The 14608-nt window shown below is 69.2% G+C and carries 9 protein-coding genes; 5 read left to right on the plus strand and 4 right to left on the minus strand.

Annotated features, from left to right (window positions below; all coding sequences use genetic code 11):
- The first annotated feature begins 34 nt into the window (after positions 1-34).
- Genes pks2 through MSZK_RS26115 form a run of 4 tightly spaced genes read left to right on the plus strand, consistent with a single transcriptional unit; the run spans position 35 to position 10532 of the window.
- The gene (gene pks2 / locus MSZK_RS26100; protein ID WP_099251431.1) at positions 35-6322 is read left to right on the plus strand and encodes a type I polyketide synthase; all 6288 of its coding nucleotides are present in this window, start codon (positions 35-37) and stop codon (positions 6320-6322) included.
- A gap of 29 nt (positions 6323-6351) precedes the next feature.
- Positions 6352-7794: a condensation domain-containing protein gene (locus MSZK_RS26105; RefSeq protein WP_099251432.1), complete on the plus strand. Its 1443-nt coding sequence runs from the start codon at positions 6352-6354 to the stop codon at positions 7792-7794.
- Positions 7795-7799: 5 nt separating this feature from the next.
- Positions 7800-9161, plus strand: coding sequence for a hypothetical protein (locus MSZK_RS26110; protein ID WP_233211516.1), 1362 nt, complete (start codon positions 7800-7802; stop codon positions 9159-9161).
- Between the two features lie 12 nt (positions 9162-9173).
- Positions 9174-10532, plus strand: a complete 1359-nt coding sequence (locus MSZK_RS26115) for a hypothetical protein (RefSeq protein ID WP_099251433.1) — start codon at positions 9174-9176, stop codon at positions 10530-10532.
- A gap of 6 nt (positions 10533-10538) precedes the next feature.
- Here MSZK_RS26115 and MSZK_RS26120 read toward each other — a convergent pair whose 3' ends face one another.
- Genes MSZK_RS26120 through MSZK_RS26135 form a run of 4 tightly spaced genes read right to left on the minus strand, consistent with a single transcriptional unit; the run spans position 10539 to position 13756 of the window.
- Complete coding sequence (locus tag MSZK_RS26120) at positions 10539-11261, minus strand: GAP family protein (RefSeq protein WP_199203496.1); 723 nt, start codon at positions 11259-11261, stop codon at positions 10539-10541.
- 54 nt (positions 11262-11315) lie between these two features.
- Positions 11316-12584 carry a glycosyltransferase gene (locus tag MSZK_RS26125; RefSeq protein WP_099251435.1) on the minus strand — a complete coding sequence of 423 codons (1269 nt, stop codon included), beginning with the start codon at positions 12582-12584 and terminating at the stop codon, positions 11316-11318.
- 40 nt (positions 12585-12624) lie between these two features.
- Positions 12625-13359, minus strand: a complete 735-nt coding sequence (locus MSZK_RS26130; protein ID WP_099251436.1) for a hypothetical protein — start codon at positions 13357-13359, stop codon at positions 12625-12627.
- A gap of 40 nt (positions 13360-13399) precedes the next feature.
- Complete coding sequence (locus MSZK_RS26135) at positions 13400-13756, minus strand: transcriptional regulator (RefSeq protein WP_099251437.1); 357 nt, start codon at positions 13754-13756, stop codon at positions 13400-13402.
- A gap of 135 nt (positions 13757-13891) precedes the next feature.
- Here MSZK_RS26135 and MSZK_RS26140 point away from each other — a divergent pair, with 135 nt between their 5' ends.
- Positions 13892-14476, plus strand: a complete 585-nt coding sequence (locus tag MSZK_RS26140; protein WP_142390011.1) for a hypothetical protein — start codon at positions 13892-13894, stop codon at positions 14474-14476.
- Positions 14477-14608 lie beyond the last annotated feature (132 nt).

The raw sequence follows: 14608 nt of genomic DNA on the forward strand, positions 1-14608 counted from the left end.
TTGTCCAGTGTCAAGAAGTGAGGTGTGAGCGGACGTGCGTCAGACATCTGTCACCCCCATCGCAGTTGTCGGCATGGCCTGCCGGTTGCCCGGTGGCATCGACTCGCCGCACAAGCTGTGGGCGGCATTGCTCGAGGGCGCCGATCTGGTCACCGAGGTTCCCGCCGACCGGTGGGACGCCGACGACCTCTACGACCCCGAGCCCGGCGTGCCCGGCCGCTCGGTGTCGAAGTGGGGCGCCTTCATCGACGACGCGACCGGCTTCGACCCCGACTTCTTCGGCATCAACGAGCGCGAGGCCACCGCGATGGACCCGCAGCACCGCGTGCTGCTGGAGACCTGCTGGGAGGCCACCGAGCAGGCCGGCTTCACCCCGTCCTCGCTGTCGGGCACCTCGACCGGGGTCTTCATCGGGATGTCCCACGACGACTATGCGATGGTCACCAGCGACGCCGGGGCCTTCGACCAGGCCTACGCCTTCACCGGCAACCCGTTCTCGATGGCCTCGGGTCGCATCTCGCACGCGCTCGGCCTGCACGGCCCCGCGCTGACCACCGACACGGCCTGCTCCTCGAGCCTGGTCGCGGTGCACCAGGCCTGCCGCAGCCTGCACGAGGGCGAAAGCGACATGGCGCTGGCCGGCGGTGTGATGCTGATGCTCGACCAGCGGCTGTACGCGTCGTCGTCGGGGCAGGGCATGCTCTCGCCGACCGGACGCTGCCACTCCTTCGACGTCGCCGCCGACGGCTTCGTCCGTGCCGAGGGCTGCGGCATCGTGGTGCTCAAGCGGCTCGACGACGCCCAGCGCGACGGTGACCGGGTCCTGGCCGTCATCAAGAGCACCGCGTCCAACCAGGACGGCCGCACCGAGAACATCCTCACCCCGTCGCGGCACGCCCAGGTGTCGGTGTTCCAGGCCGCGCTCGCCGCCGCCGGCGTCGACGCCGACACGGTCGGCATGGTCGAAGCGCACGGCACCGGCACCCCGGTGGGCGACGGCATCGAGTTCAACAGCATCTCCACCGTCTACGGCCACGCCGGCCCCACCGCGCTGACGTCGGTCAAGAGCAACTTCGGCCACGCCGAATCCGCGGCGGGCGTGCTGGGCCTGATGAAGGCCGTGCTCGCCGTCCACCACGGTGTGATCCCGCAGAACCTGCACTTCAACCGGCTGCCGGAGAAACTGGCCAAGGTCAAGACCGGGATGTTCATCCCGACCGAGAACACCCCGTGGCCGGCCCGCGAAGACGGCACGCCGCGGCGTGCGGGCGTCTCCTCCTACGGCATGTCGGGCACCAACGTCCACGCCATCCTCGAGCAGGCTCCCGAAGCGCCCGTGGTCGTCGACGCCGACAAGGCCGGCGCCGCGGCCACGGATCTGCAGCTGTTCCCGGTGTGCTCCACCTCCGTCGAGGAACTGCGCCGCACCGCGGCCCGCCTGGCCGACTGGGTCCAGGATGCCGGTGACGAGCTGTCGTTGCCGGACCTGGGCTACACGCTGACCCGCAGGCGCGGGCACCGCCCGGTGCGCACTTCGGTGATCGCGCAGGACCGCGACGCACTGATCGAGCGGCTGCGCGAGGTCGCCGACGGCGACGAGCCGTTCCAGCCGGCCGTCGGCCACGACGACCGCGGCCCGGTGTGGATCTTCTCCGGGCAGGGCTCGCAGTGGGCCTCCATGGGCACCGGCCTGCTGGCCACCGAACCGGTCTTCGCCGCCAAGATCGCCGAGATCGAGCCGCTGATCATGGCCGAATCCGACTTCTCGGTCACCGAGGCGATCACCGCCGCGGAGACCGTCGAGGGCATCCACAAGGTTCAGCCGGCCATCTTCGCCGTCCAGGTGGCGATGGCCGCCACGATGATGTCGTACGGCGTCAAGCCGGGTGCGGTCATCGGCCACTCGCTCGGCGAGGTCGCCGCCGCCGTGGTCTCCGGGGCGCTGTCGCTCGAAGACGGTGTCAAGGTCATCTGCCGCCGCTCGCTGCTGTGCCTGCGCCTGGCCGGCGGTGGCGCGATGGCGTCGGTCGAGATGCCGGCCCAGCAGGTGCGCGAAGAACTCGAGCGCCACGGCATCGAAGACGTCGTCGTCGCCGTCGTGGCCTCGCCCAAGTCGACCGTGATCGGCGGCGCCACCGACACCGTCCGCGCGATCGTCGCCGGCTGGGAGCAGCGCGAGATCATGGCCCGCGAGGTCAACGTCGACGTCGCGTCGCACTCGCCGCAGGTCGACCCGATCCTCGACGAACTCGCCGAGATGCTGTCCGACCTGAGCCCGCTGGCCCCCGAGGTGCCGTACTACTCGGCGACCTCCTTCGACCCCCGTGAGCAGCCGTACTGCGATGCCGACTACTGGGTGGACAACCTGCGCCACACCGTCCGGTTCGCGGCCGCTGTGCAGACCGCGCTCGAGGACGGCTTCCGGGTGTTCGGCGAACTGTCCCCGCACCCGCTGCTGACCCGCGCCGTCGACCAGACCGCGGGCACCCTGGACATCTCCGTCGCGGCGCTGGCCGGCATGCGGCGCGGCCAGGAGGTCCCCAACGGCCTCGGCGATTTCCTCGGCGATCTGTACGCCGCAGGCGCAGAGGTGGACTTCTCGGTGCTGTACCCGGTCGGCCGGCTGGTCGATGCGCCGCTGCCCACCTGGACCCACCGCGACCTGATCCTGATCGCCGACGGAATCGACCAGCAGGCGCGCGGCACGCACCTGGTCGCCGCCCACCCCCTGCTGGGCTCGCATGTGCGGCTGCTGGAGGAACCCGAGCGGCACGCCTGGGCGGCCGAGGTCGGCACCGCCGCGCATCCGTGGCTGGTCGACCACCAGATCAACAACGTCGCCGCGCTGCCCGGTGCGGCTTATTGCGAGATGGCGCTGGCCGCGGCGCGCACCGTATTCGGCGACGACGCCGAGGTCCGCGACGTCACCTTCGACGCGATGCTGCTGCTCAAGGATCTGACCCCGGTCAGCGCGGTTGCGGCCGCCGAAGCGCCCGGGGTGCTGCAGTTCGTGGTGGAGACCGACACCGACGGTGAGCGTGAGCAGCGCGCCAGCGCGGTGCTGCGCGCGGGTGAGCCCGCCGAGCAGCGGCCCGCCTACGACATGGACGCGCTGCGCGACGCCCACCCGAACCGCGCCGACGGTGACGGGGTCCGGCAGTGGTTCGACGGCCGCGGCGTGCAGTTCGGCCCGGCCTTCACCGCGCTGCAGGCGGTCAACGCCGCCGACGAGGACGCCGACACCGTGCTCGCCGAGATCGGCCTGCCCACCTCGATCCGCAACCAGCAGACCTCCTACGGCGTCCACCCGGCGCTGCTGGACGCCTGCTTCCAGTCGGTCGCCGCGCATCCGGGAGTCCAGGCCTCCGGCACCGGCGGCCTGCTGTTGCCGCTCGGCGTGGACCGCCTGCGGGTGCACGGCCCGACCCGCAACGCCCGCTACTGCCTGACCCGGATCACTTCGCTCGACGGCTCCTCGGTCCAGGCCGACATCGACCTGCTCGACGACTACGGCACCGTGCTGTTCACCGTGGCGGGTCTGCGGATGGGCAGCGGCATGTCCGAAGACCACGAGGGTGACCGGGTGCTCAACGAGCGGCTGCTCGGCATCGAGTGGCGCCAGCACGACGTCGCCGAGATCGCCCACACCAACCCGGCGACTTGGCTGGTGGTCAGCACCTCGGACGCCGCGGACCTGCTGTCCTCGGCGCTGACCGACTCGTTGAAGCTCAACGACGCCGACGTGACCACGATGTCGTGGCCGCAGCAGGCCGACCACGCCGGCAACGCCGAGCGGCTCGCGTCCTACTTCGCCGGGGGCGGCTTCGACAACGTCGTCGTGATCAGCGCGGCCCGCACCGGCTGCCCCGAGGAGCAGCTGCCGCATCGCGGGGGAGAGCACGTTCGCCACCTGGTGCGCGTCGCGCGCGAGCTGGCCGACGTCGCCGGCGACCCGCCGCGGCTGTACGTGATCACCCGCAACGCGCAGACGGTCCTCGCCGACGACCGGCCCAACCTCGAGCAGGCCGGTCTGCGCGGCCTGCTGCGCGTGGTCGGCGCCGAATACCCGCAGCTGCGGCCCACCCAGATCGACGTCGACGACAACGTCGATCCCAAGCTGGTGGCGCGCGTGCTGCTCAACGGCGCGGAAGAGGACGAGACCGCGTTCCGGCACGGGGAGTGGTACACCGCGCATCTCTACCCGAGCCCGCTGCGGCCCGACGAGCGCTACACCACGGTCGTCGACCACTCCCGCGACGGCATGCGCCTGGAGATCCGCACCCCGGGCGACATGCAGACCCTGGAACTGGCGGCGTTCGACCGCATCCCGCCGGGCCCCGGTCAGATCGAGGTCGCGGTCACCGCGTCGAGCCTGAACTTCGCCGACGTGCTGCTGGCGTTCGGTCGCTACCCGAGCTTCGAGGGCCTGAACCCGCAGCTGGGCATCGACTTCGCCGGTGTGGTCACCGCGGTCGGCCCCGACGTCACCTCGCACCGGGTGGGCGACCACGTGGGCGGCATGTCGCCCAACGGCTGCTGGGGCACGTTCGTGACCTGTGACGCCGACGTGGCCGTGACTCTGCCGTCCGGCCTGCGCGACGACCAGGCCGCGGCGGTGTCCACCGCCTCGGCGACCGCCTGGCACAGCCTGGTCGACCTGGCCAAGATCAAGGCCGGCGACAAGGTGCTGATCCATTCCGCCACCGGTGGCGTGGGCCAGGCGGCGATTGCGATCGCCCGCCACGTCGGCGCGGAGATCTTCGCGACCGCAGGCACCGAGGAGCGCCGCGACATCCTGCGCGGCATGGGCATCACGCATGTCTACGACTCGCGCAGCGCTGCGTTCGCCGAGGAGATCCGGCGCGACACCGACGGCTACGGCGTGGACATCGTGCTGAACTCGCTGACCGGGGCGTCGCAGCGGGCCGGCGTCGACATCCTGGCCTTCGGCGGACGCTTCGTCGAGATCGGCAAGAAGGACATCTATGGCGACACCCGCCTCGGGTTGTTCCCGTTCCGCAAGAACCTGTCCTTCTACGGTGTCGACCTGGCCCTGATGGCGACCACCCACCCCGAGCACATCCGCGAACTGCTGAACACGGTGTACCGGCTGACCGCCGACGGTGTGCTGCCGCAACCGGAGACCACGCACTACCCGCTGGCCGACGCGGCCACCGCGATCCGGGTGATGGGTGCCGCCGAGCACACCGGCAAGCTGCTGCTCTCGGTGCCCAAGGTGGGCCACAGCAATGTGGTGGTGCCGCCGCAGCAGGCCAAGGTGTTCCGCCGCGACGGCTCCTACATCATCACCGGTGGCCTGGGCGGGCTCGGTTTGTTCCTGGCCTCGAAGATGTCCGCGGCCGGCTGCGGCCGGATCGTGCTGAACTCACGCTCGGAGCCGAAGGCCGAGGCGCTGGCGGAGATCGCCCGGATGCGGGCGGCCGGCACCGAGGTCGAGGTCGTCAGCGGCGATATCGCGCTGTCGGAGACCGTCGATCGGCTGGTGGCCGCGGCCACCGCGACCGGCCTGGCCGTGCGCGGCGTGCTGCATGCCGCCGCCGTCGTCGAGGACGCCATCCTGACCAACATCAGCGATGAGCTGATCGACCGGGACTGGGCTCCGAAGGTCTACGGCGCCTGGCACCTGCACCGGGCCACCACGGCACAGCCGCTGGACTGGTTCTGCTCGTTCAGCTCGGCGGCAGCCCTGATGGGCTCGCCGGGCCAGGGCGCCTACGCCGCCGCCAACAGCTGGCTGGACGGATTCACCCACTGGCGCCGGTCGCAGGGCCTGCCCGCCACGGCGATCGCCTGGGCGGCGTGGGACGAGATCGGTGCGGGCAAGCACCTGGCCGCCGCGGGCGACACGGCGATGATCAGCCCGGACGAGGGCGCGCACGCGTTCGAGGCGCTGCTGCGCCACGATCGCGCCTATTCGGGGTACGCGCCGGTCATCGGGACGCCGTGGCTGACCGATCTGGCCGCCCGCAGCCCGTTCGCCGAGGCGTTCCAGGCCAGCGGCGACCGCCAGGCCGACACCAGCAGCTTCCGCGCGGAGCTGCATGACCTGCCGCGGGACGAGTGGCCGACGCGGGTGCGCCGGCTGGTATCGGAGCAGCTCAGCCTCATCCTGCGTCGTTCCATCGATCCGGACCGGCCGATTTCGGAGTACGGTTTGGACTCGTTGGGGAATCTCGAGCTGCGAACCCGTATCGAAACTGAAACGGGAATACGCGTCCGATCGATGGACATAACGACTGTCCGGTCGCTGGCCGAGAGCTTGTGCGAAACGTTGTCCGGCGTCATCACGTCAGCGCGCTGATTATTTAGGGTCGATAGGGGAATTTGACGGTGGTTGCACTCACAGCAATCCATGACTGGGTTGACGCGCCGGGTTCGGTCGTGTCCTGGAGCCCGTCGCCGGCATGCCTGAAGAAGGTTCAGGACGCGCCGGCCAGCGAGGTGCCTGCGAGCTATCAGCAGGGTCAGCACATCCGCAGTTACCGCAACCACACCGCCAACGGGCTGGAGATGGCGCGGCTGCTGATCCCGGCGTGGAACATGCCGGGCAAGTGCGACGTCCGGGCGATGACCTACGTCATCAACGCCTACCTGCGCCGGCACGACACCTACCACAGCTGGTTCGAGTTCGATGACGCCGACCAGATCGTCCGGCACACCGTCGAGAACCCGAACGACATCCAGTTCGTCGCCACCAAGCACGGTGAGATGAACTCGGCGCAGTGGAAGAAGCATGTGCTCGACACCCCGAGCCCGCTGGAATGGGATTGCTTCCGGTTCGGTGTGATCCAGCGTGCCGACCACTTCACGTTCTACGTCAGCGTCGACCACCTGCACGCCGACGCGATGCTGATGATGGCGCTGTTCGTGGAGATGCACATGAACTACGAGGCGCTGGCCGGCGGTGGTGCACCGCTGCGGCTGCCGGATGCCGGCAGCTACCAGGACTACTGCGTGCGTCAGCACGAGTACACCGAGCAGCTGACCATGGAGTCGGCCGATGTGCGCGGTTGGCTGGACTTCCTCGACAACAACGGCGGCACCATGCCGACGTTCCCGCTGCCGCTGGGCGATCCGTCGGTGCACTGCGCCGGCGACCTGCTCACCGTGCAGCTGATGGACGACCACGAGGCGGACCGCTTCGAGTCGGCCTGCACCGCGGCTGGTGTCCGCTTCATCGGCGGCGTGTTCGCCGCCGCGGCGATCGCGCACCGGCAGCTGACCGGGGACGACAACTACTACGTGATCACCCCGACGACCACGCGCAGCACCCCGGCGGAGTTCATGACGACCGGCTGGTTCACCGGTGTGGTTCCGCTGTCGGTGCCGGTGGCCGCCCGCAACTTCGCCGAGGTCGCCCGTGCCGCCCAAGAGTCGTTCGACTCGGGGATGCCACTGGCCAACGTGCCGATCGAGCGGGTCTACGAGCTGGCGCAGACCGAGGAGACGCCGCGCATCCGGCCTGCCGGTCCCGGCGTGCCGATGCTGTCCTACCTCGACGTGGGCCTGCCGCCGCTGAACCCGGTGATCATGTCGCAGTGGTATGCGCTCAACGGGCACATCTACACCGATCTGGGGGCGGCCAATCAGGTCGGTATGTGGGTGAACCGGCGCAGCACCGGCACGTTCATCACCGTCGCGTACCCGGACAACCCGATCGCCCGCGAGTCGGTGGCCGAGTTCGTCGAACTGATGAAGTGCATCTACCTGCGGGTGGCCGACGGTCGCTCCGAACTGGTCTCGTCGTCGCGCTTGCCCGTCACGACGGCCTGACCGCGGTGGGGGAGGATCGCCACCCCGCACCCGCCAATGTGGTGCCCTACGCCGACCAGGCGTTGCTGTTGGCACTGCGCGGTGCCGGTCAAGAGGCCGTCATGCAGGTTTTGTGGATCTACGAGCATCCGCTGGATCTCGACGGTGTCCGCCGTTTCCACCAGAACTTCGGCCATGGGCTGATCGGGCGGCTGATCGAGCGCTCGCCGCTGCCGTTCGGTCGGCACCGGTGGGTGTCGGCGCCGGGCCCGCAGGCCCCGCTGGACATCGCCGAACGGCCCCGGCCGCGTGAGGAGCTCTACGACTGGGCGCACGACCAGGTGGAGCTGCCGCTCGATCCGGAGTTCGGGCCGTGCTGGCGGATGGGCGTCCAGTCGTTCACCGACGGCACCAGCGCCGTCAGCCTGGTGTTGTCCCACACCGTGATCGACGGCGCCGGCGCGGTGGCCACCGTGGCCGCGGCGGTGCACGGCAACGGCAAGGATCTGGACTATCCGCCCCGGCGCTCCCGCTCCCGCACCCGCGCCGTCCTGGAGGATCTGCGCCAGCTGATCGCCGACCTGCCCGAGATCGGGCGGACGCTGGTCAAAGCGGTCAAGGTCGCGCTGCGGCGCAAGGACGAACTGGTCCGTCCCGGTGCGCCCGCGCCAGCGCCGGCCCGAAGCGGCGACTACGTCACGACGGCGTTCACCACGGCGCTCATCGACATCGAGCAGTGGGACAGCCGGGCCGAAGAGCTCGGCGGCAATCACTTCTCCCTGGTCGCCGGATTCGCCGGCAAGCTGGCGCAGAACGTCGGCCGGACCCGCGCGAGTGACGGTGCGGTGACGTTGATGATCCCGGTCAGCGAGCGCGAGGATGCATCTGACACCGGCGGCAACGTGGTGACGATCGCCAACGTCACCTTCGATCCGGACCCGGTGGCCAGCGACCTGTCCGGGGCTCGGGCGGCGATCAAGCAGGGGCTGACCACCGCGCGGCAGACACCCGACGAGGTGGTCGAGTTGTTGCCGCTGATCCCGTTCCTGCCCAAGTCGGCGATGGGCCGGATCGCCGACATGGCGTTCGGTTTCACCGCCGACGTGCCGGTGTCGTGTTCGAACCTCGGCGACGTGCCCGACGATCTGCTGCGCGTCGACGGCACGGTGGCCGAGCGTTTCTACTTCCGCGGCGTGGACCGTAATCTCAGCAGCGAGGTGCTCGAGAAGCGTGGTGGGCTGATGACCGTGGCGTCGATGCGGCTCGGTGGAAAGGTCATCCTGCCGGTGATGAGCGGCCAGCCCGGTGCCGACAACTCGCGCGCGCGGTTACGTGAGGTGATCACCCAGACCCTGGCCGAGTTCGACCTGTCCGGCGTGATCGAGTGAGGTGTGTGATCAGTGACCACTGAGGCGCGTGAGCATCGGCTCGAGTACCTCGACCAGACCGCGTTCGAGTTGATGCGGGTGACCGGCCGCAGCCAGCTCATGCAATGCGTCTGGGTCTACGAGCATCCGGTGGACATCGACGGGCTCAACCGGTTCAACCAGAACTTCACCGCCTCGCTGGGCAGCCGGCTGATCGAGCCGTCGCCGCTGCCGTTCGGCCGCCCCCGCTGGGTCGCCCCGGTGGGCCCGCCGCCGCCGATCCGGTTCGCCGAGAAGTCGCGTCCCCGTTCGGAATTGATGGACTGGGCTGACGAGCTGGCCACCCTGCACATCGATCCCGAGCACGGCCCCGGCTGGTATCTGGTGGTGCAGCCGCTGGACGACGGCGCGACCGCGATCAGCATGTTCGGCTCGCACTGCATCGGCGACGGGGTGGGCGCCCTGCTGGCGATCTTCGAGGCGATCACCGGCAATGTCCGCAACATGGGCTACGACGTGCCGGGCACGCGCACCCGCGGCAACGCCATCAAAGCCGATCTGCGCCAGGCGGTGCGCGACCTGCCCGAGGCGGGCCGCACCCTGGTCAAGGCCGCCAAGCTGTATCGCGGCAAGCGTAAGGATCTGGCCCGGTCGCGGGCGACCAGGGCGGCCGAGACCGCGCCCGATCTCGACCAGACCGTCACGGTGCCCTCGGTGGCGGTCTACGTCGACGCAGAAGAGTGGGACGCCCGCGCGGAAAGCCTTGGTGGAAACAGTTATTCATTGGTCGCCGGGTATGCGGCGAAGCTGGCCGAACACCTGGACCGGCGGCGCGCCAGCGACGGTGCGGTCACCCTGGTGATCGCGATCAACCTGCGGGAGAGCCTCGACGACGACCGGGCGCTGGCCATGGCGTTCGCCAACGCCACGGTCGACCCGACCAAGGTGACGGTGGATCTGGCCGAGGCGCGGGCGGCGGTCAAGGTGGCCAGGGAGGCGGCCAAGGCCCAGACCGACCCCACGATGGAGCTACTCTCGCTGATCCCGTGGCTGCCCAAGAGCGCGGTCAAGGTCGTCGCCGAGTTGCTGTTCTCCTACTCCGACGACCTGCCGGTGTCGTGCTCGAACCTCGGCGATCTGCCGCCGCAGCTCGGGCAGCTGGACGGCACGGACGCCGAGTACGTGTTCATCCGCGCCCTGGACCAGAACGTGACGAAACGCGAGATGAAGCGGTCACATGGGCAGCTGGTCGTGGTGTCCGGCCGGATCAACGGCAAGATCACGATTTCGGTCGAGGCCTATCAGGACGGCGGGGAGAACTCCAAGGCGCGGCTGCGTGAGATCGCCGCTCAGACGCTCACCGAGTTCGGGCTCACCGGTGTGATCGACTGACCGGCGTCACAGGCCGTGCAGGCCGACCCCGATCAGGATGATCCCGACGATCGCCACGAACGCACCGGCGTGCTTGCGGGTGCGCGTGCGAATCCATTCGTTGAACCGCTGCACCCAGATTCGGGTCTTGGCGGGCGCCACCAGGAAGCTCAGCAGTGGGATCACCGCGGCCCAACTGGCCAGCAGCAGGAAGGTGACCAGGGCCACCGCCTGCTCGAGCGGTGGGGTCTTGGACGCGATGATCAAGGCCAGCAAGGCCATGTAGTCGACGCTCGGCATCGCCAGCGCCGCCCCGATGGAGCCGGAGAACAGCGACGATTCACCCTGCACGAAACCCCGCATCCGGGTGGTCATCCGCTTGAACCGACCCGGCGGCTGATCCTGCACCACGACCGGACTGTCCACCGCCACGGCGGGCACTTCGGCCATCTCGCGCCGGGCGAAGGTGCGCAGCGGGATGCTGGACGCCAGCAGCGCACCCAGCAGCACGGCGACGACGCCGATGCCGATCTGGATCAGCGCCGGGTTGAAGTTCGTCTTGCTCAGGAACGTGTGGTGGAACACGAACAACACCGTGAACCCGACGGAGAGGCTGACCGCCAGACCGGTGGCGAGGAACACCGCGAGATGCCGCGCGGGGCGGGGCCGGGTGAGCAGCAGGGCGATCAATCCGATGCGTGCGGGCTCGATACTCACCGCGAGTCCGAGCAGCACCACGGTTGTCCACACGAAGCGAAATCCTACCTTGCAACCCGTTCGCGAGCAGGGCCGGCGTGACCCAGGTCAGCGGTTGCGGGCGGCCTTCTCCAGCAGGTCCGCCGCCGCTGTCACACTGTCCGGCGCCGGAGTCATCCGGGCGGCGAGCAAACGGGCCCGCACCGCTGTTTGCGGAGCCAGCACCCTCCTCAGGTCGGCCAGCAGCGAATCGCGGGTGGAAGCCGAGAAGCGCCGCGAGGTGCCGACGCCCAGCCGGCTGACCTGTTTGCCCCAGAGCGGCTGTTCGGCCGCCACCCACAGCACCAGGGTGGGTGCGCCGGCGCGCAGTCCCGCCGTCGTGGTGCCGGCGCCGCCGTGGTGCACGACGGCCCGGCAGTGCGGGAACACGGTCGCGTGGTTGACCGCGGCCACCACCTTCACGTGCTCGGCGGCGGTCGCGTCCAGGTCGGAGAAACCGGCGCAGATCAGCGCGCGCTCACCGAGTTCGGCGCACACGTCACTGATCAGACGCACGGTCTCAGCGGGGGAGTCGAGCGGCATGCTGCCGAAGCCGAAGTAGATGGGCGGGCTGCCCGCCGCGATCCAGGACGTCACGTCGGCGTCGACCTCGGTGGGCAGTTGCAGTGTCATGGATCCGACCAGCGGGCGCTGCGGGCCCCATTCGTCGACCAGTCCGGGGAAGAACACCGGATCGTAGGCCTGGATTTCCAGCGTGCCGGCGGCGACGATGCGGGCCACCGGGCGCCGACGCGCAACCGGCAGGCCGAGGGCGCGCCGCTGCTCGGACTCGGCCGGTTTCAGCAGCCGCCAGTGCAACCATTCGCCGGTCGCGTAGGCGGCGTCGACCGCCGCCGCCGGCAACCGCGCCGGCAGCACCTGGGTGTTGGCCCGGACCGGGAAGTAGTGCACCTCGGCCAGCGGAACACCGCGGGCCTCGGCGACATTGGCCGCGATCTCCTGGTAGGCGGTGCCGGTCAGCAGCAGGTCGGCGCCGTCGGTCATCTCCAGCAGGATGTCGCTCATCTCGGCCCACCCGCGGGTGGCGGCCTGCCGGGCCTTGCGCAGGGCAAGCAGCGGATTGCCCAGTCGCATCCAGTCCGCCGGGCCGGCCGCGGTCAGCGCGTCCGGTCTCTCGAACACGTCGCCGGCCAGCTGTTGCTGCGAGTCGGGACCGTAGGCGATGGTGGCCGCCAGGCCGGCGGACTCGACGAAGCCGACCAGGTTGGGGGGTACCGCCAGTTGCACGTCGTGGCCCCGGCGCTGCAGTTCGAGGCCGACGGCCGCGCAGGGTTCGACGTCGCCACGAGTGCCGTGGATGCTCACCGCGAATTTCATCGCCCGCCATTATCGGCGATGCGCGCAGCCGGGTGCGCCGTCAGCTGGCCGCGTGGGTGAACCACCGGGTCTTGATCCGCCACGAGTGCGCCGAGGCCAGGGCGAAGCCGGCCGCGCAGCCACAGGCGAACAGCCAGACCAGCCGGCCGCCCTCCACCTCCTGCAGCGGCGGCACGTAGGCGGTGATGATGCGGATCGTGCAGGCCACGATGCCACTGGCCGAGGCGATCAGGTACACGTTGGCGATCCGCCGCGACCGGGGATCGCGGCGCAGGATGAGCAGCGCCCGGCAGCCGTAACCGAGCAGGTAGATCAAGGTGCCGCAGAGCACCAGCCAGTAGGCGGACAGCCAGAAGTCGGTGGGCACCGTGAAGAAGTCGGGACGGTAGATCGTGGCTCCGGTCCCCAGCGAGAAGGTGGCCAGCAACAGCGGGATGCACAGTGTCGCGGGTCGCTCCACGTACTGCTTGAAGGCGAGCTGGGTGGCGCCGTCGTCCTGGAGTCGGCCCATCGCGTTGTAGACGATCGCCGAGGCGGCCACCACGTAACAGTCGTGGCCGAGGTAGTCCTCGAGGTTCCACACCCCGGTCAGCGCGTAGAGCCAGTGGCCGACGGTTTCGGACGCCAGCGGGGACATCAACAGCACGGCGGCACCCTGCAGAGCGATGTTGAGGGTGGCCGCGATCTCCCATCGGCAGCTCCAGGTGACCCGCCGGATCCACAGGCTCCACGCCAGGCAGGCCAGTGTGACCGTGATCAGTACACCCAGACCCATGCCGTCGTCGCCTTACGCCCCCGAATAACTTCAGCAAATACTACAGCGGGGGCGCGTCGAGGCGAGGCTTCAATTCTGAGAGTTTCTGCGGAATATGTGCGGTGGCGACGGTATTAATTGTCGCAACCGTAAATGGGGCGGATTCGACATATTCCCGGAGTTCTTCGCGGGTCATCAGCCCGAACCGGACCTGCAGGTCTGGATAGCTCAGGCCGAATCGCGTTGCGACCAAACGCAGCTCTTCGGCATTCGGGTAGTCGCGCTCCTTGACCCGCCGGTAATACGTGCTGCTGGAGGTGCCGAGCGCGTCGTAGATGTCCTTGGCGTCGATGTCGCCGTCCAGCAGGTAGTCCAGCAGGACTTTTAGTTGACGGCCATTTTCGTCGGTGCGGGGCACGCTTCACAATAACCCGAACTCCCGGTAATGGGTATCGGCAACCGTATTCAGGAAACTTTTGAATTTATTGACATGGTCGTCACGATTGTGGGATTACTCTCCCATAAATGGGACACGGCCGCTACGGTGAGGGGCATGGTTGCTCCTGTGACCTACCCGTCTAGCAATGTGCGGGTAGTTGACGATGAGATTCCCGGCCGGCCTCGACCCGAAGACCTGGTTCGACTGTCGGCATCATTGCCCTCCGAATTGACCGATGACCTCGACGGTGCCGTCGCGTTCGCCGGATTCGATATCGAAGAAATCCTGTTGGCCGCACTGGGCCGGGCGATCGCCCGCACCATAGGTGTCGGCGTCGTCACCGTCAGCGGTCTGACCACGGTGGCCCCGATCCGGCTGTGCTGCGCCGACGAACGCGGGGTGGACGCCAACGCCCTGCTCGCCGACGTCCGCGAGGCGCTGACGCCGGCGCGCCAGCTCGGGCACGCGCCCGCCGACGTGGTGTTCTCATTCCTGGGACTGCCGCCCGATCCCGCGCTGGGACCGCTGCAGCTCGCCGACGGCCCCGCGCTGGGCGTGCTCGCCTACCGGGCGGACGGCGAACTGCAGATGGATTGGTGGTACGACGGGCGCCGGCTGGACCACTGCACCGTCGACGAACTGACCACCCAGTTCCGGCTGGGCCTGATCGGCCTGACGTCGGAGGCCGTCCCGGCCTGAGGCTAGAATCCTTCCAGCGGCATCGATCCGGCCATCACCGGGGAGCCTTCGGAAGAAAGGTCACGCGCGGCGCGCGTACCGGCCGAGTAGAACCGAACGGGCGGGCCCGTCACAGCCTTCAACGAGCGACGC

Source organism: Mycobacterium sp. shizuoka-1 (assembly GCF_002723835.1).
GTDB lineage: Bacteria > Actinomycetota > Actinomycetes > Mycobacteriales > Mycobacteriaceae > Mycobacterium.